Source organism: Janthinobacterium sp. SUN100, assembly GCF_030397705.1.
Taxonomy (GTDB): domain Bacteria; phylum Pseudomonadota; class Gammaproteobacteria; order Burkholderiales; family Burkholderiaceae_D; genus Janthinobacterium; species Janthinobacterium kumbetense.
Window position 1 is genome coordinate 455,475 of record NZ_JAPUBU010000002.1, and the last position, 22,378, is coordinate 477,852.

23 protein-coding genes are annotated in these 22,378 nt (G+C 61.0%); 8 read left to right on the forward strand and 15 right to left on the reverse strand.

Features of this window, described 5'->3' with window-relative positions:
• The first annotated feature begins 137 nt into the window (after positions 1-137).
• From metG to panC, 5 genes are all read left to right on the forward strand, one after another.
• On the forward strand, positions 138-2,294 hold the full coding sequence (gene metG, locus O0881_RS14300; protein WP_099664746.1) for a methionine--tRNA ligase: 2,157 nt from the start codon (positions 138-140) through the stop codon (positions 2,292-2,294).
• Positions 2,295-2,313: 19 nt separating this feature from the next.
• A complete protein-coding gene (locus tag O0881_RS14305) occupies positions 2,314-2,793 on the forward strand; it encodes a GNAT family N-acetyltransferase (protein ID WP_034778216.1) in 480 nt (159 codons plus the stop codon).
• Between the two features lie 107 nt (positions 2,794-2,900).
• Positions 2,901-3,110, forward strand: coding sequence for a DUF3460 family protein (locus O0881_RS14310; RefSeq protein WP_034778041.1), 210 nt, complete (start codon positions 2,901-2,903; stop codon positions 3,108-3,110).
• A gap of 17 nt (positions 3,111-3,127) precedes the next feature.
• On the forward strand, positions 3,128-4,060 hold the full coding sequence (locus O0881_RS14315) for a ScpA family protein (RefSeq protein ID WP_077402012.1): 933 nt from the start codon (positions 3,128-3,130) through the stop codon (positions 4,058-4,060).
• 54 nt (positions 4,061-4,114) lie between these two features.
• Positions 4,115-4,954 carry a pantoate--beta-alanine ligase gene (gene panC, locus O0881_RS14320; protein ID WP_289906586.1) on the forward strand — a complete coding sequence of 280 codons (840 nt, stop codon included), beginning with the start codon at positions 4,115-4,117 and terminating at the stop codon, positions 4,952-4,954.
• Positions 4,955-5,019: 65 nt separating this feature from the next.
• Here the strand turns inward: panC and O0881_RS14325 are convergent, their stop codons facing one another.
• A complete protein-coding gene (locus tag O0881_RS14325; RefSeq protein WP_289911856.1) occupies positions 5,020-5,472 on the reverse strand; it encodes a hypothetical protein in 453 nt (150 codons plus the stop codon).
• A 294-nt stretch (positions 5,473-5,766) separates the two neighbouring features.
• Between O0881_RS14325 and O0881_RS14330 the strand changes: the two genes are divergently transcribed.
• Positions 5,767-6,519, forward strand: a complete 753-nt coding sequence (locus O0881_RS14330) for an SDR family oxidoreductase (RefSeq protein ID WP_289911857.1) — start codon at positions 5,767-5,769, stop codon at positions 6,517-6,519.
• Between the two features lie 73 nt (positions 6,520-6,592).
• Here the strand turns inward: O0881_RS14330 and cheY are convergent, their stop codons facing one another.
• From cheY to flhD, 14 genes are all read right to left on the reverse strand, one after another.
• Positions 6,593-6,991 (reverse strand): chemotaxis response regulator CheY, encoded by a 399-nt coding sequence (gene cheY / locus O0881_RS14335; RefSeq protein ID WP_010396677.1) that lies wholly within the window; start codon positions 6,989-6,991, stop codon positions 6,593-6,595.
• A 147-nt stretch (positions 6,992-7,138) separates the two neighbouring features.
• A complete protein-coding gene (locus O0881_RS14340; protein WP_034778028.1) occupies positions 7,139-8,209 on the reverse strand; it encodes a chemotaxis response regulator protein-glutamate methylesterase in 1,071 nt (356 codons plus the stop codon).
• A 109-nt stretch (positions 8,210-8,318) separates the two neighbouring features.
• Positions 8,319-8,927 carry a chemoreceptor glutamine deamidase CheD gene (gene cheD, locus O0881_RS14345; RefSeq protein ID WP_034758343.1) on the reverse strand — a complete coding sequence of 203 codons (609 nt, stop codon included), beginning with the start codon at positions 8,925-8,927 and terminating at the stop codon, positions 8,319-8,321.
• Positions 8,928-8,936: 9 nt separating this feature from the next.
• Complete coding sequence (locus tag O0881_RS14350) at positions 8,937-9,809, reverse strand: CheR family methyltransferase (RefSeq protein ID WP_251351875.1); 873 nt, start codon at positions 9,807-9,809, stop codon at positions 8,937-8,939.
• Positions 9,810-9,880: 71 nt separating this feature from the next.
• Positions 9,881-11,602 carry a methyl-accepting chemotaxis protein gene (locus O0881_RS14355; RefSeq protein WP_289906584.1) on the reverse strand — a complete coding sequence of 574 codons (1,722 nt, stop codon included), beginning with the start codon at positions 11,600-11,602 and terminating at the stop codon, positions 9,881-9,883.
• Between the two features lie 188 nt (positions 11,603-11,790).
• Positions 11,791-12,297: a chemotaxis protein CheW gene (locus tag O0881_RS14360; protein ID WP_034758356.1), complete on the reverse strand. Its 507-nt coding sequence runs from the start codon at positions 12,295-12,297 to the stop codon at positions 11,791-11,793.
• 30 nt (positions 12,298-12,327) lie between these two features.
• The gene (gene cheA, locus O0881_RS14365; protein ID WP_289911858.1) at positions 12,328-14,520 is read right to left on the reverse strand and encodes a chemotaxis protein CheA; all 2,193 of its coding nucleotides are present in this window, start codon (positions 14,518-14,520) and stop codon (positions 12,328-12,330) included.
• Between the two features lie 43 nt (positions 14,521-14,563).
• Positions 14,564-14,929 (reverse strand): response regulator, encoded by a 366-nt coding sequence (locus tag O0881_RS14370; protein WP_034758362.1) that lies wholly within the window; start codon positions 14,927-14,929, stop codon positions 14,564-14,566.
• Positions 14,930-15,012: 83 nt separating this feature from the next.
• Positions 15,013-15,561: a chemotaxis protein gene (locus tag O0881_RS14375; protein ID WP_077401991.1), complete on the reverse strand. Its 549-nt coding sequence runs from the start codon at positions 15,559-15,561 to the stop codon at positions 15,013-15,015.
• A gap of 46 nt (positions 15,562-15,607) precedes the next feature.
• Positions 15,608-16,585: a flagellar motor protein MotB gene (gene motB / locus O0881_RS14380; RefSeq protein ID WP_077401988.1), complete on the reverse strand. Its 978-nt coding sequence runs from the start codon at positions 16,583-16,585 to the stop codon at positions 15,608-15,610.
• 58 nt (positions 16,586-16,643) lie between these two features.
• Positions 16,644-17,504, reverse strand: a complete 861-nt coding sequence (motA, locus tag O0881_RS14385) for a flagellar motor stator protein MotA (protein WP_077401985.1) — start codon at positions 17,502-17,504, stop codon at positions 16,644-16,646.
• 219 nt (positions 17,505-17,723) lie between these two features.
• A complete protein-coding gene (locus tag O0881_RS14390) occupies positions 17,724-18,485 on the reverse strand; it encodes a class I SAM-dependent methyltransferase (protein WP_289911859.1) in 762 nt (253 codons plus the stop codon).
• Positions 18,486-18,606: 121 nt separating this feature from the next.
• On the reverse strand, positions 18,607-19,170 hold the full coding sequence (gene flhC / locus O0881_RS14395; protein WP_099664754.1) for a flagellar transcriptional regulator FlhC: 564 nt from the start codon (positions 19,168-19,170) through the stop codon (positions 18,607-18,609).
• A gap of 48 nt (positions 19,171-19,218) precedes the next feature.
• Positions 19,219-19,536 (reverse strand): flagellar transcriptional regulator FlhD, encoded by a 318-nt coding sequence (gene flhD, locus O0881_RS14400; RefSeq protein WP_034758381.1) that lies wholly within the window; start codon positions 19,534-19,536, stop codon positions 19,219-19,221.
• Positions 19,537-20,143: 607 nt separating this feature from the next.
• Between flhD and kynU the strand changes: the two genes are divergently transcribed.
• Together kynU and kynA are read left to right on the forward strand one after the other, a co-directional pair.
• Complete coding sequence (gene kynU, locus O0881_RS14405; protein WP_289911860.1) at positions 20,144-21,394, forward strand: kynureninase; 1,251 nt, start codon at positions 20,144-20,146, stop codon at positions 21,392-21,394.
• A gap of 26 nt (positions 21,395-21,420) precedes the next feature.
• Positions 21,421-22,290: a tryptophan 2,3-dioxygenase gene (gene kynA / locus O0881_RS14410; protein ID WP_289912233.1), complete on the forward strand. Its 870-nt coding sequence runs from the start codon at positions 21,421-21,423 to the stop codon at positions 22,288-22,290.
• Positions 22,291-22,378 lie beyond the last annotated feature (88 nt).

Below are 22,378 nucleotides of genomic sequence, written 5' to 3' on the forward strand. Positions count from 1 at the left end.
ATGTGCAATACGCGCAGTCTAGCGCAAATTTGCATGGCGCGATGGCGGCAAAAGCATCACTTGCCAGCGCTGCATCTGCTCATATTGCCTTTCCGCTGTTAAAATGACCTATTATCCATCCCAAAAGTGCATCAATCATGACTCGCAAGCTGTTCGTCACCACTGCCCTGCCTTACGCAAACGCCGCTTTTCACATTGGCCACATCATGGAATACATCCAGGCCGATATCTGGGTCCGGTTCCAGCGAATGCAACGCGATGGCGCAGCCGGCCGTGAAGTGCACTTTGTGGGCGCCGACGATACGCATGGCACGCCCATCATGATCGCCGCCGAAAAGGAAGGCATTACGCCGCAGCAATTCGTCGCCAACATCGCGGCCGGCCGCGCCCAGTACCTCGATGGCTTCCATATCGCCTTCGACAACTGGTATTCGACCGATTCGCCGGAAAACGTTGATCTGTCGCAATCGATCTACCGCAAACTGCGCGATACGGGCCTGATCGTCACGAAAACCGTCGACCGCTTCTTCGATCCGGTCAAGGGCATGTTCCTGGCCGACCGCAACATCAAGGGCGAATGCCCGAAATGCGGCGCCAAGAACCAGTACGGCGACAATTGCGAAGTGTGCGGCGCCGCTTACCAGCCGACCGACCTGGTCAACCCGTTCTCCGTGTTCACCAACGCGACGCCCGTAATGAAGCCGTCGGAACAGTACTTCTTCAAGCTGTCCGACCCGCGCTGCTTCGAATTCCTTAAGGATTGGCTCAACACGCCAGGCCGCTTGCAGCCTGAAATGGTCAACAAGGTCAGCGAATGGCTGGGCGAAGCGGGCGAAAAGCTGGCCGACTGGGATATCTCGCGCGACGCACCCTATTTCGGCATCCCGATTCCCGATGCGCCGGGCAAGTTCTTCTATGTGTGGATGGACGCGCCGGTCGGCTACCTGGCCAGCCTGAAAAACTATTGCGACAAGAAAGGCCTCGATTTCGACGCCTTGCTGAACGATCCTGCCACGGAACAAATCCACTTCATCGGCAAGGACATCGTTTCCTTCCATTTGCTGTTCTGGCCCGCCATGCTGAAATTCGCCGGCCACCCGGTGATCGACAAACTGAAAGTCAATGTACATGGCTTCCTGACAGTCAACAACGAAAAGATGTCGAAGTCGCGCGGCACGGGCATCTCGCCGCTGCGCTACCTGGACCTGGGCATGAACCCGGAATGGCTGCGCTACTACATCGCTTTCAAGCTGAACTCGAAAGTGGAAGACCTGGACTTCAACGGCGACGACTTCGTGGCCCGCGTGAACAGCGACCTGATCGGCAAATACGTGAACATCGCCAGCCGCTGCGCCGGCTTCATCGCAAAGCGTTTCGACGGCAAGCTGGCATCGACGCTGTCGGAAGGCGCGCAAAGCTGGATCAACCGCGCGCTGACGGTGGACGCCAACGGCGTCATCGTCGAGCGCCAGGCCAGCATCGCCGCGCACTTCGAGAACCGCGAATTCGGCAAGGCCTTGCGCGAGATCATGGAAATCGCCGACATCACCAACCAGTACGTCGATGAAAACAAGCCGTGGATCCTCGCCAAGGATGCGGACAAGACAGCCGAACTGCACGACGTGTGCACGACGGCCCTGATCCTGTTCCGCCAGTTGACGATCCTGCTGTCGCCGGTCCTGCCGGGCGTGGCCAAGAACGTGGCCTCGTTCCTCAACGACGAGCAATTCACCTGGGCCGATACGCAAGTGTTCGGCGACGCCGTCTCGAACAGCATGCTGGGCCGTACCATCGGCGCCTACAGCCACTTGATGACGCGCATGGATGCGAAGATGATCGAAGCGCTGTTTGACGCACCGCAAGCTGCCGCCATCGCGGCGCCGGCTGGCGATGCCGCGAACGACGCCGCAGCGGTCGCTGAAACACCGGCCTCCGCCATCGAGGAACTGGCGCCCGAGATCAAGATCGACGACTTCCTCAAGGTCGACTTGCGCATCGCGAAAATCGTCAACTGCGAACTGGTCGACGGCTCGGACAAGCTGCTGCGCCTGACCCTGGACGCGGGCGAAGGCCGCTTGCGCAATGTCTTCTCCGGCATCCGTTCGGCCTACCAGCCGGAAGAGCTGGTCGGCAAGCTGACGGTGCTGGTGGCCAACCTGGCGCCGCGCAAGATGAAGTTCGGCATTTCCGAAGGCATGGTCATGGCCGCATCAAGCGCCGACGAGAAAGCCAATCCAGGCATCTACATCCTGAACCCTTGGCCAGGCGCCGAACCTGGCATGCGCATCCGCTAAGCCCGCACAAGGACCGATGATGAATATCGTGGTGCGCGAAGCAACGAATGCCGATGCACAACTGATGGCCGAACTGACCCGCGCCGCGTGGGCCGGCAAGGTGGCGGCCTCGTCCAGTGGACACCACGAGACGGCGCAGCAGGTGGAAGAGCAATTGCGCCACGGCGGCGGTTTTCTGTTGCTGATCGACGACATTCCAGCCGGCTCGCTGCGCTGGATGCCGCTCGACAGCGATCCCGCCATCTGGAAGATTTCACGCATGGGCGTGCTGCCCGCCTACCGGGGCAGCCACGTTTCGCAACATTTGCTGGAAGCCATCATTCATCACGGCCTGTCGTGCCAGGCGGAGGAATTGCGCCTGGCCGTGCGGCGCGACCAGCGCAAGCTGATCGATTTTTATGCGGCCTTCGAATTCGACCTGGCCGAAGAACTGGAATATTCGCACGCCAACCCCGCCGAACCGGCGCCGATGGTGATGCGGCGTTTGTTGCGTTATTGATTTTTAGCAATTTCGCCCCGGACTTGCCGATACAACAACCCGCCAGGCGGCACGGCGCGGTAAAATACGGCCGGCTGACCTTACCTATAAGACACTCAGAAGAGAATATGAAACTGCCTGCAAAACACAACAACTACGTATCCGACCACACCTTGTTCATCGCTGAACTGAAGGCCAAGAATCCTGGCATGGAAGCGGGCCAGCAAGCGGGCCGCGCCCTGCTGTGGGACAAGCCGGCCGTCAGCATCGATGAGCAGGAGCGCCAGCTGGCGTCGGCCGTCAAGCAACAGGCTTACGTTTACCAGAACAAGAACTAAGATCTGGAACCGGCACGATGTTGCCTGAAGAGTCTGCAGTCACGCCGGAAGCCGACGCTTCCGGCGCCGGCGCAGTCATCGAGTCGCCCGAACCCGCCGCTGGCGGCGACGGCAGCGGCGACCCTGCAGCATCCGCCACGGCAGTAACGGACGCGGCGCCCGCCGCCGACCCGCTGGGCATCGCCCGCCTGTATGGCGAGCCGATGATGCGCATGCCGACGGATTTGTACATTCCGCCGGACGCGCTGGAAATCTTCCTCGAAGCCTTCGAAGGCCCGCTCGACTTGCTGCTCTACCTGATCCGCAAGCAAAATTTCAACATTCTCGATATCCCGATGGCGCAGGTGACCCTGCAATATCTGAAATATGTCGACCAGATCCGCGTGCGCAACCTGGAACTGGCCGCCGAGTATTTGTTGATGGCGGCCATGTTGATCGAGATCAAGTCGCGCATGCTCTTGCCTTCGCGCAAGAGCGACGTCGAGGAAGATGGCGGCGATCCCCGTGCCGAACTGGTGCGCCGCCTGCTCGAGTACGAGCAGATCAAGCTGGCCGCCTACGACCTGAACGCCATCCCGCAGTTCGAACGCGATTTCGTGCGCACGCAGATTTTCATCGAGCAAAGCCTGACGCCCACCTGGCCCGACGTGGAACCGGTGGACTTGCAGCAGGCGTGGCTCGACGTGCTGAAACGCGCGAAACTGACCCAGCATCACCGCATCAGCCGCCAGGAACTGTCCGTGCGTGAGCACATGTCGAGCATCCTGCGCCACTTGCAATCGTCGCGCTTCGTCGAATTCAGCGAGCTGTTCGACATTGCCGGCGGCGTGCCCGTGGTGGTGGTCAACTTCGTGGCCCTGCTGGAACTGGCCAAGGAAACCCTGATCGAAATCACACAGGCAGAACCGTTTGCCCCCATCTACGTCCGGCTGGCCTATTCGCCCGCCTGATCCCTTCCCTTTGTCACTGACCACCGTACAACGGGGTTTTAGCGAAAGCAATCCATGAAAATTATTTCCGACATCGAAGAATTGCGCGACCAGCTCAGCGGACAGCTGCGCACGGCGTTCGTCCCCACCATGGGCAACCTGCACGAAGGCCATCTGTCGCTGATGCGCCTGGCGCGCAAGCATGGCGACCCCGTCGTCGCCTCGATCTTCGTGAACCGCCTGCAATTCGGCCCGAACGAAGACTTCGAGAAATATCCGCGCACCATGGCGGCCGACATCGCCAAGCTGGAAAAGGAAGGCGTGTACGTGCTGTTCGCGCCCACGGAAAAGGAACTGTACCCGGAGCCGCAGGAATACCGCGTACGCCCGCCCGATGACCTGGGCAATACCCTGGAAGGCGAATTCCGTCCCGGCTTCTTCGAAGGCGTGTGCACGGTCGTCACCAAGCTGTTTTCGTGCGTGGGTCCGAGAGTGGCCGTGTTCGGCAAGAAGGATTACCAGCAACTGATGATCATCCGCAACATGGCGCGCCAGTTCGCGCTGCCGACGGAAATCATCGCCGCCGAGACCTACCGCGCAGACGATGGCTTGGCCTTGTCCTCGCGCAATATGTACCTATCGGAAAGCGAACGCGCGGAAGCGCCTGAACTGTACAAGGGCCTCAATTTCGTCGCCGAGGAAGTGCGCAAGGGTAACCTGGCCGTCGGCGAACTGGAACAGGCGGCCATGCAGCTGCTGGACGGCCGCGGCTGGAAATCGGACTACATCGCCGTGCGCAAGCGCGCCAACCTGCAGGCGCCGAACGCCGCCGAACTGGCTGCCGGCGAACCGCTGGTGGTGCTGGCCGCCGCCAAGCTGGGACAGACTCGCCTGATCGACAACCTGGAAATTTAAGCGCCATCTCCAAGCGTCACCGCGACGGGGCCATTCGGTCCCGTTTCTGTTTCTGTTTCTTTTCCTTACTTCTCCATCCCTACCAGCTTGAGTTCGGCAAACAGCGGCCTGTTGCTGCCGCGTGCCGCTTGCAACATGTCATAGCTGGCCGCATCGAGCACGATTTCTTCTCCCGCCCACAGCTTGCGCTGGTTCGCAGGCAGCCTCAGGCTGCGCAGGATGGCCCGAGCCTGGGCCGGATCGGCCGCCAGCAGGCGGATGGCGTGCGCATGACGCTGCGTACCCGTGAGTATCGGCAAGCCGCCCTGCGGGCCATGCTGGCTCAGGCTGACATAGTCATGGCCGCCCACGCGGTGCAAATAGGCATGCCGGCCATCGGCTTCGGCTACCGGCTGCGCGGCAGGCTCCTGCATCTCGACCGACGCGACGGGCGCAACGGCCGTTTGCTCCAGGCTCACGCCGCAGGCCGTTAACAGGGCCGTGCTCAGGGCGAAAAATAATACGGGTGCTCGGCGCATCGTGCGCTCCTTCTTGTCGGGGTCGGGGACAAAGGGGAAATACTGCAGCGATCATGGGCCAAATTATTTGACGTGTAAAGTTAACTTTGGGAAATATTTCATTCCCTTACGCAATTATCTACAGGCAGCGGGATCTTCTCTGTCCGTACTCGGCAAGCTTGGGATAATTGTTAATGCAATTTGCACACTGAAGTCATCAAACCCATCTTTATCCATCAATCAATAAAGATGACAATGGCTGTACTGGCTCGCAGCGACAGCATGCGGGCCTCCCACCACGACAGGAGAACACCCATGAACACAGCAGCTATACCGGCCAAGGTCGCCATCGTCACGGGCGCTTCGCGCGGCATCGGCGCGGCCATCGCCCGCCGCCTGGCGCGCGACGGCATGCGGGTCGTCGTCAATTACGCCAGCGGCAACGTGGAAGCGGAGCAGCTGGTGGCGGCCATCGTGGCCGACGGCGGCACCGCCATCGCCGTCAAGGCCAACGTCGCCGACGCGGGCCAGGTGCAAGCCCTGTTCGATGCGGCCGAGGCGGCTTACGGCGGCGTCGACGTGCTGGTCAACAATGCCGGCATCATGCCGCCCGCGCTGCCGGCCCTGGCCGACACGGACGACGCCACCTTCGACAGCCTGTTCGCCATCAACGTCAAGGGCAGCTTCAACACCATGCGCCAGGCGGCGACGCGCTTGCGCCACGGCGGCAGCGTCGTCAATTTCTCCACCAGCGTGATCGGCCTGGCCCTGCCCGGCTATGCCGTCTACGGCGCTACCAAGGCGGCCATCGAGACGATGACGAATATCTTTGCAAAAGAGTTACGCGGCAAGAACATCACCGTCAACGCCGTCGCCCCCGGCCCCACGGCCACGGCGTTGTTCTTGAACGGCAAGACGGAAGAAACGATACAGCGCATGGGCAAGATGGCGCCATTGGAGCGCCTGGGCACGCCGGACGACATCGCCGCCGCCGTGGCTTTTCTGGCAGGGCCGGATGGCCGCTGGGTGAATGGCCAGACCCTGCGCGCAAATGGCGGGCTGGTCTGAGTTTTTTGCGGACGAAAAAAAACGCTGCCAATTCGCATTGGCAGCGTTTTTCTTGATCGGTATCAAGCCGTGATCAGGCGCCGGCTTTTTCCAGCTTCTCGAAAATCTTGTTCAGCTTTTCATCGAGGGTCGCGGCCGTGAACGGCTTGACGACATAACCGCTGGCGCCAGCCTGGGCGGCGGCGATGATGTTTTCTTTTTTCGCTTCGGCGGTGACCATCAGCACGGGCAGCTTGGCCAGTGCGGGATCGGCGCGGATATGCTGCAGCATCGTCAGGCCATCCATGTTTGGCATGTTCCAGTCCGACACGACGAAATCGTAGGATTCCGCGCGCAGCTTGGCCAGGCCCATCACGCCGTCTTCCGCCTCATCGACGTTGGCATAACCCAGTTCCTTCAACAGATTCCGGACAATGCGGCGCATCGTCGAAAAATCGTCAACGACTAAAAATTTCATCTTTGGATCAGCCATGAATAACTCCGTTGTTTCTGTAGCGGTTTGTTAATAATATCGACATGAATGCCGACATTATGGTCGACACTACGGCAGCAAGTTGTAGGATAGCATTTTCGTTGCTTTTAGGCGAACAAACTTGCCTCAGATCATATAAAACGTGGCTTACACGCGCAAAGCACGCATGCCATGCGCAGCCAGGTGTCCCAGCACCATGCCAGGCAGCGCCGTCAGAGCGCCGACCTCATGCGTAGCACCGACGGCGATCGCCTCGCGCGGCATGCCGAACACCACGCAACTGGCTTCATCCTGCGCAAAATTATACGCTCCTGCAGCCTTCATCTCCAACATGCCTTGTGCGCCATCCTTGCCCATGCCGGTCAGGATCACGCCGACGGCATTTTTACCGGCCGATTGCGCGGCCGAACGGAACAGCACGTCGACGGACGGGCGGTGGCGGTTTACCGGCTCACCCTGGTCGATCTTGGTCATGTAGTTGGCGCCGCTGCGCGTCAGGGTCAGGTGCGAATGGCCGGGCGCGATGTAGGCGTGGCCGGGCAGTACCCGTTCGCCGCCTGCCGCTTCCTGCACCGATATCTTGCACAGCGAATCGAGACGGCGCGCAAACGAGCGCGTAAAGCCTTCCGGCATGTGCTGCGTGATCAGGATGCCGGGACAATCGGACGGCATCTGCATGAGGAATTCGCGGATTGCTTCCGTGCCGCCCGTGGAGGCGCCGACGATGATCAGCTTTTCGCTCGACGTCAACGGGCTGCGCAGCGCAGGCAGCGGCGCGGCGACCTTGTCGCTGGCCGACGGCAGGGTGCGCGCACGGATGCGCGCCTTCGAGGCGGCACGGATCTTGTCGGCGATCATGTCCGTGTACTCGCGCATGCCGCTCTGGATGGAAATCTTCGGCTTGGTGACGAAATCGACCGCGCCCAGCTCCAGCGCGCGCATGGTGATTTCCGAACCGCGCTCGGTCAGCGACGACACCATCAATACCGGCATCGGGCGCAAGCGCATCAGTTTTTCCAGGAAGTCGAGGCCATCCATCTTCGGCATCTCGACGTCGAGGGTCAGCACGTCGGGGTTGGTCTGCTTGATCATCTCGCGCGCCACCAGCGGATCGGGCGCAGCGCCCACCACTTCCATGTCGGGCTGGCTGTTCACGATTTCCGTCATCACGCTGCGGATCAAGGCCGAATCATCCACGATCAATACTTTGATCTTCATAGTTATCCTTCCAGGCCTTGCGGCCCTTATTCTTTATTAAATTAGTACACCGGACAAAATCGCCGCAAGCCGCACGGCGCGACGCGCAGCAGGTTTGGTCTGGTGTTTGTCAGAACAGCTCGACTTCGCCGCCGACTGGCGCGACTTTGAGACGGCTTGCGTAATCGAGTTCGCGGCGCACCAGCGTATCGTTATGCGTCTGCATCAGCTTTTTCACCAGCACCTTGCCGCTGCGGGGGAAAAAATACACCTTGCGCGGGTGGATGTCGTTCAAGTCCTCGGCCACCACGCGCATCTTTTCCGCCTTCAGGTAATTGATGACGAAAGCCGCATTGCGTTCGCCCACGTTGATCGCCGTGAAGCCGCGCAGCACGGCGCCGCCGCCGAACACTTTCGCTTCCATGTTCTCGCGCCGCGCGCCCGCCTTCAGCAAATCGTTGATCAGGATCTCCATGGCGTAGGTACCATAGCGCATCGACGCGGAAATCGGGCTATTCGGATCGCTGCCGCCGTCGGGCAGCATGAAGTGGTTCATGCCGCCCAGGCCCGTGACGCGGTCGCGGATGCAGGCCGAGACGCAGGAGCCGAGCACGGTGACGATCAGCATGTCCTTGTTGGTAAAGTAATACTCACCAGGCAAGATCTTGGCGGCGTCACAATTGAACGTCCTGTCGTAATAGACGTTAGTGGCGAATTGCTCTTTGGATTCCAGGCTCATATTTCACTCTCATGTACGATGCGACGATGCCTTGGGCGCGGTGCCCCGAGGCTGATCGAGCTCATAGACTGTTTTACCGCGCAGCTTCAATGAATCCGACACGTACAGAAAATTCTCCGAATGGCCCGCAAACAGCAGGGCATCCGGCTTCATCAACGGCACAAAGCGCGACAGGATCTTGCGCTGCGTCGCCTTGTCAAAATAAATCATCACGTTACGGCAAAAGATGACGTCGAACTGGCCCGTCACCGGCCAGCTGTCGGCCAGCAGGTTGAGCGGCTTGAAGGTGATCATCTGGCGCAGTTCCGGGCGCACCCGCACCTGCCCCTCGCGATCGCCCTTGCCGCGCAAGAAAAAGCGCCGCGCACGGTCGGCCGGCATCTTGTCTAGCCGGTCCAGGTTGTAGACGCCATTGGCGGCCGTGGCCAGCACGTTCGTGTCGATGTCCGTGGCGATGATGGTGACGGGCGGCGTGAGCGTATTGAATGCCTCGCACACCGTCATGGCGATCGAATACGGCTCCTCGCCGGTGGAACTGGCCGAACACCAGATGGTGATCGGCCCGCTCAGTTTTTTCACATGCTCGGCCAGCAGCGGGAAGTGATGCGCCTCGCGGAAGAACGACGTCAGGTTGGTCGTCAGCGCATTCGTGAACGCTTCCCACTCATCGCCCATGCGGCCCGCTTCCAGGTCGTCCAGGTAGCGGACGAACGAGGAAATGCCGGTCGCGCGCAGGCGCCGCGCCAGACGGCTGTAGACCATCTCCTGCTTGCTGTCGGCCAGCGCGATGCCGGCCCGCTTGTAAATCATGGCGCGGACCCGTTCAAAGTCCTTGCCGGTGAAATCAAATTCCTTGACCGAATCCGTTTTAGTTTGCGGCATTTTGTTTTTACCTCTCTATGACTACTCTGACCAATGCCTTTGCAAGTATAACTAGCGGGACCGGGTTGGCGTCAGAACTCTTCCCAATCGTCGCCGCCGGCCGCCGCCAGCTTTTTCGCGGGCGGTGGCGTGCCGGCTTGCGCCGTCTTTGCCAACCGCCGTGTATTTGCCGCCACACTCGGTGCCGGCCGTGCAGCCATCTTGACTACTGGCGCGGGTGCGGGCATGGCCGCCTGCGCCCCGCTCTCGCCATCGAGCTTGAAGATGCTGACGGCGTCGGCCAGTTTCTGCGCCTGGTCCTGCATGCTTTCGGCCGCCGCCGCCGCTTCCTCGACCAGCGCCGCGTTCTGCTGCGTCATCTGGTCCATCTGCGCGATGGCCTGGTTCACTTCCTCGATGCCATGGCTCTGTTCCTGCGTTGCCGCCGTGATCTCGCCCATGATGTCGGCCACCTGCCGGATCGACGTAACGATCAGGCCCATGGTCTGCCCCGCCTCGTCCACCAGGCGGCTGCCCGCATCGACCTTGTCGACCGAGTCGCCGATCAGGCCCTTGATCTCTTTCGCTGCACCAGCCGAACGCTGCGCCAGGTTGCGCACTTCCGACGCCACCACCGCAAAGCCGCGTCCCTGCTCGCCGGCGCGTGCCGCTTCGACGGCCGCATTCAAGGCCAGGATATTCGTCTGGAACGCGATGCCGTCGATGACGCCGATAATGTCGACGATCTTGCGTGAACTGTCCTTGATGGAACCCATGGTATCGACCACTTGCGCCACCACCTTGCCGCCCTGCTCCGCCACCGATGACGCCGACACGGCCAGCTGGTTGGCCTGGCGTGCGTTGTCCGCGTTCTGCTTCACGGTGGACGTCAGTTCTTCCATCGACGATGCCGTCTCTTCGAGCGAACTGGCCTGCGTTTCCGTGCGCGCCGACAGGTCCGCATTGCCGCTGGCGATCTCGCGCGACGCCACGGTAATCGTATCCGTTCCCTGGCGCACGTCGCTGACCGTCTGCACCAGGCTCGCGTTCATGTCCTTGAGCGCCTGCTGCAAGGCGCTCGTTTCATCCTTGCCTTCGACCACCACGCGCGCCGTCAGCTCGCCGGCAGCCACCTTCTGCGCCACGGCCAGGGCGCCGGACAACGGCACCGTAATCGAGCGCGTGATGAAGATGGCGCACCAGGCACCGATCGCCACCGCCGCACCACCCAGGATGAACAGCACCGTCATCAGGCGCGCATCGGCCGCCAGCGAGTCGTCCATGAAGCTTTGCTGCGCCACATGCTGCAAGTCGAGCAGCTTGTTGATGTCGGCCAGGGTCGTCTTGTTCAAGGGATCGATGCGGGTGGCAATCACCTTCGCCGCGCCCTCGCTGTTAAACGCCAGCACCTGCCCCATCGCTTCCTTGAAGGCGGCATCGACTTCGCCGTCAACCTTGGCGATATTGGCCAGCAGCGCCTTCTCGCCCTCGGACAGCCCCAGGCTGGCCAGCTTGCCGCGCGCGCCGTCGTACAGCTTGCGCTGCTCGCGCACCTTGCCCTCTTCCACCTGCATCAGCCCCACATCGCCCTGCAGGCCGATATTGCGCATGGCGATACCCGTTTCCAGCATCGCGCTTTTCATCAGCGACGCCTGCGTATTCTTTTCGCTTGCCAGCTCCAGACCCGTGAGCAGCTGGGCCTTGTTACGGTAATTCAGTGCATTCGCCGAAACGATCACTACCACCAGGATGGCGAGGATGCTGCCAAAACCTATCCCCAGCCGGGTGCCTATCTTGAAATCGCGCAAACTCATTACAGTCTCCAATATTTATGTGAACGGCGCCAGTTCAACCGGACGGCGCCGTGTTGTGGCCTGGTCTCTGACGGACCTTGCAGCCTGCCGGCGCGCCTCTGCTCGCGCCGGTACATGCATATCTGTAGTGATTCTTTGCGTGCCAAAACGGCGGCGCACCGGGCGCCGCCTTGCTGCCATGCGACCTCTTACGCCGCCAGCTTGTCGATCAGGCCCATCTCGCTGCTCGACATCAGCTTGTCGATATCGACCAGGATCAGCATGCGCTCGTCGATGGTACCCAGGCCGATCATGTAGTCGGTCGAGAAGGCGGTGCCCATTTCCGGCGCCGGCTTGACCTGCTCCGGCGTCAGGGTGGTGACGTCGGAAACGCTGTCGACCACCATGCCGACGATGCGTCCGCCGATGTTCAGGATGATCACCACCGTGAACTGGTCGTACACGGGCGTGCCCAGGTTGAACTTGATGCGCATGTCGACCACGGGAATGATGATGCCGCGCAGGTTGATCACGCCCTTGATGAATTCAGGCGCGTTGGCGATGCGGGTAACCGCTTCGTAGCCGCGGATTTCCTGAACCTTCAGGATATCGATGCCGTACTCTTCGGAGCCCAGGGTGAAGGCCAGGAATTCACGGCCGGCGATGTCCTTGCCGTCGCCCGCATTGCTTCCGGATGTTTGTTGAGTATCTGACATGGTGCGTTTTCCTATCTTTATCTATCGGTATTACGAAAAAATGGACTCGTCGGCCAGCTGGCGAGAGGAACGGATCAGGGCGGCGACATCGAGAATCAGCGACACGCCGCCATCGCCCAGGATGGTGGCACCGGAAATGCCCACCACCTTGCGGTAATTCGATTCGAGGTTTTTCACCACGACCTGCTGCTGTCCCACCAGGTCGTCGACAAACAGGGCCGCCTTGCGCCCTTCCGTCTCGAGGATCACGCAGATGCCTTCCGAGGGACTGGTAAAGCGCGGCGCGATGTCGAACATCTGGTACAGCGGGATCAAAGGCAGGTATTCACCGCGCACTTTCACCACCTGGCCCTTGCCACTGATGTCCTTGATATCCTCAACGGCCGGCTGCAGCGATTCGATGACAAAGCCCAGAGGCAAAATATATACTTCGTCGCCGACGCGGATCGACATGCCGTCCAGGATGGCCAGGGTCAGCGGCAGCGAGATGGAAATCGTCGTGCCGAAACCCTTCGCCGAACGGATGTCGACGACGCCGCCCATGGCGCTGATATTGCGCTTGACGACATCCATGCCCACGCCGCGGCCCGACACGTCGGTGACCGCTTCGGCGGTGGAAAAGCCGGGCGCGAAGATCAGCTGCCACACGTCGGCGTCGCTCATCGTCTCGGACACGTCCAGGCCCTGCTGCGCGGCCTTGGCCAGGATGCGCTCGCGGTTCAGTCCAGCGCCGTCATCGGATACTTCGATGATGATGTTGCCGCCCTGGTGGCTGGCCGAGAGGAACAAACGGCCCGCTTCGGTCTTGCCGGCGGCCACGCGGGCGGCCGGCATTTCCACGCCATGGTCGATACTGTTGCGCACCAGGTGCGTGAGCGGATCGACGATGCGCTCGATCAGGCCCTTGTCCAGCTCCGTGGCGGCGCCATTGGTGATGAAGTCGACCTTCTTGCCCAGTTTCGTCGCCAGGTCACGCACCATGCGCGGGAAGCGCGAAAAGACGAAATCCATCGGCATCATGCGGATCGACATCACCGCTTCCTGCAAGTCGCGCGTATTGCGCGTCAGGTGGCTGACGCTGTCGAGCAGTTTTTCATGCAGCATCGGGTCGAGCGCGCTGGCGCGCTGCTCGATCATCGCCTGCGTGATCACCAGTTCGCCCACCAGGTTGATCAGTTGGTCGACTTTTTCGATCGAGACGCGGATCGACGACGACTCGGCGCCGGCCTTGTCGCCTTCTCTCTTGGCCGGTTTCTTTTCCAGCTCCGCTTCGGCCGCGGCGCTGGCCACGACCGGCGTGGCGGCGGCGCCGGCGTTGCCCGCCTTGGCCGCGTCGGCGCGAATCTGTTCGAGCGGCTGGAAGAAACCGTAGCCCTGTTCGGCCTCGCTCTGCACGCCTGCGGCGGCGCGGATGTCCTCGAGCGGCTGGAAGAAGCCGTAGCCGGGATCGGCCGCGCCCTGCGCGCCGGGCAGCGGGTCGAAGAAGCCGTAGCCCTGGGCTTTTTCCTGCGCCGCGCGGGCCGCTTCGGCTTCACCTGGCGCCAGTGGCGGCGCCTGCGTGATCACCATGTCGTCCGGATTGAGCACGAAGGAGCAGATGGCCAGGATATCGTCCAGGCTTTCATGCGTCGTCACTTCCAGCACCTTGCGCGCGTCGGGCAGGCTTGATACCACGACGTCGCCCAGCAAGCCCAGTTCGGCCGCCAGCGCATCGACTTCGCGCGGCTCCATGGCCGGCAGCTCCAGGCGGATGCGATGGCCGCCGGCATGACTGACGGCGGCCTTTTCCGCCGTATGGAAGGCCGGCGCGACGGGCGTGAGCGCGGCCACGGGCACGTCCTGCGAGAACGACTGCAGCATCATGCGCACATTGGCCACGGCATCCTGGTCGACGGCGCTGCCCAGGCGGTGGCCGTCGAGCTGCATCTTGAGGATATCCTTGGCCGCCAAGAAGGCGTCGACGTGTTCCGCTGTCAGGGCCATCTGGCCCTGGCGGATGCGGTCGAGCAGCGACTCGAGGATGTGCGTTACCTCGCTCATGTCGCTCAAGCCGAACGTCGATGCACCGCCCTTGATCGAATGGGCGGTGCGGAAAATGGCATTCAGGTCTTCGGCGTCGGGCGCCGCAATATCAACGGCCAGCAGCAGCCGTTCTTTTTCAGCCAGCAGTTCTTCGGCCTCATCGAAAAAGACCTGAAAAAACTGGCTAATATCGATGGTCATAGGGTGACTCCGTCAATTGCATCGTTGTGCTGCGCGGCTGGCATCAGCCGATCACCTTCTTGACCACTTCGATCAGGCGTTGCGGATCGAACGGCTTGACCAGCCAGCCATTGGCGCCGGCGGCACGTCCCTTCGATTTCATCTCGTCCGACGACTCCGTCGTCAGCATCAGGATGGGTACCTTCTGATAGGTCGGCAGTTCGCGCAGCAGCTTGATCAGCTCCAGGCCATCCATGCGCGGCATGTTCTGGTCCGTCAATACCAGGTCCACGGTTTGCAGCTTGGCTTTTTCCAGTCCATCCTGGCCGTCGACGGCCTCCACCACCTGGTAACCGGCGGCTTTCAGGCTGAACGCCACCATCTGGCGCAATGAGCTGGAATCGTCCACTGCAAGTATCGTTTTGGCCATCTTTGCTCCCACTTATTCCGGGCATCCTGCCCGAGTATTTGATTAATCAATCCATGCAACCACAAGCGTTCCGCACTGGCATGCTAGAACAGCTCGATGTCGCCACTTTCCAAATGCTGTTGACTGACAGCCTTGCGCAGCACGCTGCGCAACTCCAGGCTTTGAATCGCCAGCGCCATGCTGACCCGCCCCAGCAAGGCGACAATTTCTTCATTGTCGCTCTCCGGCAACATCTCCGCGCCATGCGAGCCCAGGGTTCCGAGGAACTCGCGCAAGCCCGTCACGCGCTTCAAGGTACGCTCGATCAGCTGGCTGGTCATGTCCTGGAACTGCAGGCTGGTGATGGCGGCATTCACGTAGCCCCCCACCTCATCCTGCAACGCCAGCAGTTTTTCCCGCTGCTGCTCGGCCGGAATACCGCCGTCGAGCAGCAAGGCGATGGTATCTTGCTGCGCAGCAACAGCTGCGTGTATCGCCATGAAATTGAAGGACAGCTTCTCGATCGCCTCTTCCAGCAAGATGCCGGTCTGCACCAGGTCGGTTTCCACCTCCGTCAAGTGCTTGCGGCCATGGTCCGACACGCCAGACAGCAGGCGCTTTACATGCGAGCCAAGTATTTTCTTTCTTGTCATAAAGGTCTCATTGTTTCAATACACCACGCGTCGACAGCCTTGCGTGTTATTTTTTCGCCGCTACCGGGCTGGGGGCTGGCGCCGCCGCGGGCGGCGCACCGGCCGCCAGCCCTGAAGCGACAGCGGCGGCAGCGGCATCGGTCACCGGCAGCTCGATCGCCGAGCCATCGCGCAGGACATTTTCTTCCGTGCGTTTATTCATGACGATGATGCTGATGCGCCGGTTGATCGGATTGAAGGGGTCGAGCTTGTCCAGGTGGGCGGCCGAGCCCAGTCCCACCACGCGCAATACTTTCTCTTCCTTCATGCCGCCAATCACCAGTTCGCGACGCGACGCGTTTGCGCGGTCGGCCGACAATTCCCAGTTGCTATAGCCGGCATCGCTCATGTAGGGCGTCGAATCCGTATGGCCGGACAGGCCGATGCGGTTCGGCACTTCATTGAGCACGGAGCCGATGGCGTGCAGGATTTCCTTGGTGTACGGTTGCAGATTCGCATTGGCGAGCGCAAACATCGGACGGTTCTGCTCGTCGACGATCTGGATGCGCAAGCCTTCGCTGGTGATATCGAGCAACAACTGGTTCTTGTATTTTTTCAGCAGGGGATTGGCGTCGATGGTCGCTTCGATGCGCGCCTTGAGCGCCTGCAGGCGCTTGCCTTCCTCGCGTTCGAGCGCGGCCTTGGCGGAATTGAGGTCGAACGACTTGCGCTGCTGCTCTTCCTGCGCCTTGCGCACTTGCCCATCCTGGCGCGACAAGTCCTGGCCGCCGCCCTGGATCACGGAATTGCTTTCGCCACTGCCGGAACCGCCCGCCATGGCCACTTTCAAGGGGGTCTTGAAGAATTCGGAAATGCCGTTCAAGTCGCCCTTCGAGGTGGAGCCCAGCAGCCACATCAGCAGGAAGAAGGCCATCATGGCCGTGACAAAGTCGGCGTAGGCGATTTTCCACGCCCCGCCATGGTGTCCGCCAGCCGTCTTCTTGATACGCTTGACGATAATCGGGCGCATGCCTTCATCGGCCATGGCGTCCCCCTTCCGTGTGCTGCAAATGACTCATGGTGTCCAGGCGTATATTCACTGCTTACTTCGTTTTCGATTTCTTGATGTGGTCTTCCAGCTCATTGAACGTCGGGCGCTCGGTCGAGAACAGCACCTTGCGGCCGAACTCCACGGCCAGCGCCGGCGCATAGCCGTTCAGGCTGGCCAGCAGGGTCACTTTCACGCACTGGAACATCTTGCTCGACTCTTCCAGCTTCTGTTCCAGCAGGCTGGCCAGCGGTCCGACGAAACCATATGCCAGCAAGATGCCGAGGAAGGTGCCGACCAGCGCGTGCGCGATCAGCATGCCCAGTTCGGCCGGCGGGATACCCACCGATTCCATCGTGTGCACCACGCCCATCACGGCAGCGACGATACCGAAGGCGGGCAAGCCATCGCCCACCTTGGCGATCACGTGGGCCGGCACGGCGCCTTCGTGATGGTGCGTTTCGATTTCGTTGTCCATCAGGTTTTCGATCTGGAACGCATCCATATTGCCCGACACCATCAGGCGCAGGTAATCGGTCATGAATTCGACGATGTGGTGGTCGGCCAGCACGGCCGGATACTTGGAAAACAGCGGGCTTTCCTCTGGCTTGTCGATATCGCCTTCGATCGACATCAAGCCTTCCTTGCGCACTTTGCTGAGCACTTCGAACAGCAGCGACATCAGTTCCATGTACAGTTCTTTGGTATAGCGCGAACCCTTGAACAGGCTGGGCAAGGCGGCGATCGTCGCCTTGATGGCCTTGTTATTGTTACCAACAAGGAAGGCGCCCAGGGCGGCGCCGCCGATCATCAGCAACTCCAGCGGCTGGAACAGCGCCGCCAGATGGCCGCCGGCCAACGCGAAGCCGCCAAAGACCGAGGCGCAGACGATGATGTATCCGATTATGACTAACAAGTGCCCTGACTCCCAATAATGGCCGGGGCTATATGCCCGGCGTGTTCAAACCTGTTCCTGTCTTCTGGCGGCTGCGCCGCCGGCAAAGACAGCGGCAAAAAAAGCAACCGGAAGTTAATTGAAATGCGCTGCTTTTCAATGCAATTCCGAGAAAATGCCGTGTGGAACTACAATAACGTGAGATTGCCCCACGGGCAAGCAAATAACGCAGACAATTGCTTAAAAGCACCATATGTAAAGTAAAGGGCCACCCTCTGTGGCGGCGATGGTCTTATCGGGCTCGCGTGCCGCAATCTGGAATTCGTAACTAAGAAGCATGCTACCGGGCAACATTTCCCTTTCCGCCTTGCGCCACAGGGCCGCCATCGCCGCCGGCGACAGGTAGGCAAAGACGACATCGTAGCGGCCGAAATCGAGCGCCTCGTAGTCGCCGCGCAGGAAGCGCGCGCGGCTGCCCGCCAGTCCTGCGCGCAAGCGGCTTGCCAGCCACGGCAGCGGCGCCAGCTCGATACCGGAAAACTGCCCATCGGGCCGGCGCCGCGCCAGGTCCAGCACCAGGCCGCCCAGGCCGCTGCCGATATCGACCAGGCGCACGCCGGGACGGTCCGCGATCAGCTCGGCCACCGCCTGCCACACCTTCGGCCCCGACGGATAAAACGGCACTTGCGTGCGAAACGTCGACCAGTACAAACTCAGCAGGAAGACAAAGGCCACCAGGAACACGGCCGGCGGCAAATCGAGCAGGCTGGCCGCCAGCAAGGCGGGCGCAAACAGCAGGCCGATGGCGCACCACCAGCGCGCCAGTCCCGCGCGCCACGTGATGAGCGCCGCCAGCATGCCCTGCACCAACGCCACGGCCGGCAACGACATGGCCACGCCGGCACGCGCCAGGCCATATACCAATAGCAACATCAAGGGAAAGGCCAGCACCTGGATCAGGATGGCCTTGAGCGCGGGCGCGCGCAGGATTTGTTGCAGCATGGGGCAGTCAAAGGAGGAAAACGCCAGTGTAAGCGAAAGCACCATGAAAAAACCGGAGTCCGGTCTGGCGACCGCTCCGGTTTTCACTGAGGCTATTATTCGGGCAGCTATTAAGGCAGCATCAGGCGGCGACACCCGGCGGCGCGACAGCGGCCGCTTCATCGCGCGCCTTCTTGGTCTTGCCAGCACGCGAAGGCATGTGGCACAGGCCGCACACATAATCGGCGTTCAGGTCGAGGCAGTTGACGACAAATTTGCCGCCACACTTGCCGCAGGGCGCCATGTCCAGCATCTTGCTGCTGAAAAAGCGCACCAGGGTCCAGGCCCGCGTCAGCGACAGCAGGGGCTCTTCACCCGCTTCGGGCGGCATCTGCTCCAGATACAGCTTATATGCCTTCATCACGGCTTCGATGCCGGTAGCGCCGGCGTGGTCGACGAGGAATTTGTGGATATTGATGAACAGCGAGGAATGGATATTCGGTTGCCAGGTGATGAACCAGTCGGTGGAAAACGGCAGCATGCCCTTGGGCGGCGAGACGCCCTTCAATTCCTTGTACAGATTCAGCAGGCGTTCGCGCGACAGCGAGACTTCCGTCTCCAGCAGTTGCAAACGGGCGCCCAGCTGTATCAATTCGATGGCCAGCTGGATTTCCTGCGCTTCCGATACGACACTTTTCTTGGCCATGCTGTGTACTCCACTACTGACTGATACTGACTGATAAGGTCGGAAACCTTAAGCGATTTCTTCGACGCCCTGGCCGGCCATCAGGATGGCAGCATGGGACTGGGCCAGCGAGCGGTCTTTATTGTAGTTCGTCAACATGCCCAGGATGGCACTGTCGTCGAAGCGGAAGCGGGCCAGCATCATGTTGCCGCCTGCCAGTTTCAGGATCTGCGCATTGCTCATGCCCTCGATCAGTTCGGCGATTTCGGCGGCAATGCCCAAACGGAAGATGGCCGTTACTTTGTCCGCACGAATCATTTGCTGGGCCAGCATCAGGTAGCTCAGGTTAGCGTCGCGAATCTCAGCCATCATGTCGTTAGCAGTCATTTCCATCTCCTCAATCCGTTGAATTCAGCTGGCGTTGTGTGTTGCCAGTGAGATACATTCTGCAGGAGCAACATTAAACGCAACAGAGGCAAAGCGCTGTATTTTTGGTCGGGGAATAGCGGATGGGATCGTAGGTGTTTGTCTGACAAACACTGCTCGATCATGGTCGCACGCCAGCAACGGCGCGGATGTGGGAGGTTGGCTCTGTGCCGGATTTGCCCGACTTTTGGCCTGTAAAAAATATCACTTTTTTACAACAACTTGATAAGAATCAAGCCTGTCTACTGAGATAACGGCTGCCTTGGCAGGAACTTTAGGGCTTTTTTGAAAAATATTTAAAAAAGCTGCATTCTTTTTCCGTCGGTTTGACGCCGTTCATGTAATCGTTGACGGCGGCGCCTGGCAAAACTTTAGGGCTATTTGAAAATATTTTTAAAAATCGTGATTTTTTTCGTTGACGCCCCACAAGCAGGCATTTTTTTCGCCGCCTGTCCATGCCAGGAAACACGTTTTGCGACGGGGATTTGCTACACTGCCACTTCCGCGTGATACTTTAAGCCTCAAGCAATATCATGCCATCCAGACAAGTATCAATATGAAAGCCACCATGATTTCTCGACATGACTGCAGCGCGCGCGACCTCGACGATCCCCTGGCGCCCCTGCGCCAGCAATTCGACTTGCCGCAAGGCGTGATTTACCTCGATGGCAATTCCCTGGGCGCGCGGCCGAAAGCGGCCCTGGCCCGCGCCCAGCACGTCATCACGGCCGAATGGGGCACGGACCTGATCCGCAGCTGGAATACGGCAGGCTGGTTCGACCTGCCCAAGCGCCTGGGCGACCGCCTGGCCCCGCTGCTGGGCGCCGGCACAGGCGAAGTGGTGATCACCGACACCACCTCCGTCAACCTGTTCAAGGCCCTGGCCGCCGCCCTGCAGATGCAGGCCGGCGATCCGGCGCGGGCAGCGCGGCGCATCATCGTCAGCGAACGCAGCAACTTCCCCACCGACCTGTACATGGCACAGGGCCTGGCTGCCTGGCTGGACCGTGGCTACCAGCTGCGCCTGGTCGACAATCCCGAGGAACTGGCGCAAGCCATCGACGCCGATTGCGCCGTCGCCATGCTCACGCACGTCAACTACCGCACCGGCTACCAGCACGACATGGCCGCCATCAGCAGCCATTGCCACGCGCACGGCGCGCTGGCACTGTGGGACCTGGCCCATTCGGCCGGCGCCGTGCCGCTGGACCTGAATGGCGCCGGCGCCGACCTGGCCGTCGGCTGCACCTATAAATACCTGAACGGCGGCCCCGGCTCGCCCGCCTTCATCTGGGTGCCGGAAAAACACCAGGCGCGCTTCCGCCAGCCTTTGTCCGGCTGGTGGGGCCACGCCACGCCGTTCGCCATGGATCCGGGCTTCGCGCCCGCCGACGGCATCGCCCGCGCCCTGTGCGGCACGCAACCGATACTCTCGCTGGCCCTGGTCGAATGCGGCCTCGATATCTTTGCGCAAACGAGCATGGAAGCCATCCGCCACAAGTCGCTGGCCCTGACCGATTTGTTCATCGCGCTGGTGGAGCAGCGCTGCGCCAGCCATCCGCTGGGCCTCGTCACGCCGCGCGAACATGCGCGGCGCGGCAGCCAGGTCAGCTTCACGCACCCGCACGGCTATGCCGTGATGCAGGCGCTGATCGCGCGCGGCGTGATCGGCGACTACCGCGAACCGGCCATCATGCGTTTCGGCTTCACGCCCCTGTACACGAGTTTTGCCGACGTATGGGATGCCGTGGAGATCCTGCGCGACATACTCGACACACTAGCCTACGACATCGCCGCCAAGCGCGATGCGGTCACCTGAACCATCCCATGAGCGACGACAAGACTATGAACAAGGAAAACACCAGCGGCTGCCCCATGCATGCCGGCGCCCAGGACGCGCAGTGGCATGGCGCACAGATGGATTTCAGCGAATCTATGAGCTACGGTAACTACCTGGCGCTGGACCGCATCCTCACGGCCCAGCATCCGCTGTCGCCGAACCACAACGAAATGCTGTTCATCGTGCAGCACCAGACGAGCGAATTGTGGATGAAGCTGATGCTGCACGAAATGCACGCCGTGCGCGCCAACCTGCAAAGCGGCGATTTGGCGCCAGCCTTCAAGATGCTGGCCCGCGTGGCGCGCATCATGGATCAATTGGTGCATGCCTGGGACGTGCTGGCCACCATGACGCCGCCCGAATATACGGCCATCCGCCCCTACTTGGGCGCCTCGTCCGGCTTCCAGTCCTTCCAGTACCGCGAAATCGAATTCATTTTGGGAAACAAGAACGCCGCCCTGCTCAGCGTGCACACGACGGCGCCGGAAACCTATGCGGTGCTCGACGCCGCCCTGCGCGTGCCCTCCGTCTACGATGAAGCCATCAAGCTGCTGGCGCGCAGCGGCTTGCCCATCTCCGCCGAACGATTGAACGCCGACTGGACCCTGCCGACCGCCTCCGACGCCTCGGTCAAGGCGGCGTGGCTGGAAGTCTACCGCGACCCGTCGAAACACTGGGCCCTGTACGAACTGGCCGAAAAGCTGGTGGACCTGGAAACGGCCTTCCGCTTCTGGCGCTTCCGCCATGTGACGACGGTGGAGCGCATCATCGGCTTCAAGACGGGCACGGGCGGCACGGCGGGCGTGAGCTATTTGCGCAAGATGCTCGACGTGGTATTGTTCCCGGAGCTGTTCGCCCTGCGCACGGAGCTATAAAAATGCCAGACCAAATCTACTGCGCGGCGCGCCTTGCGGCCTGCGATGCTCACTGTGCATGCGCACAGCTGCGCGTCTCGGCCACAAT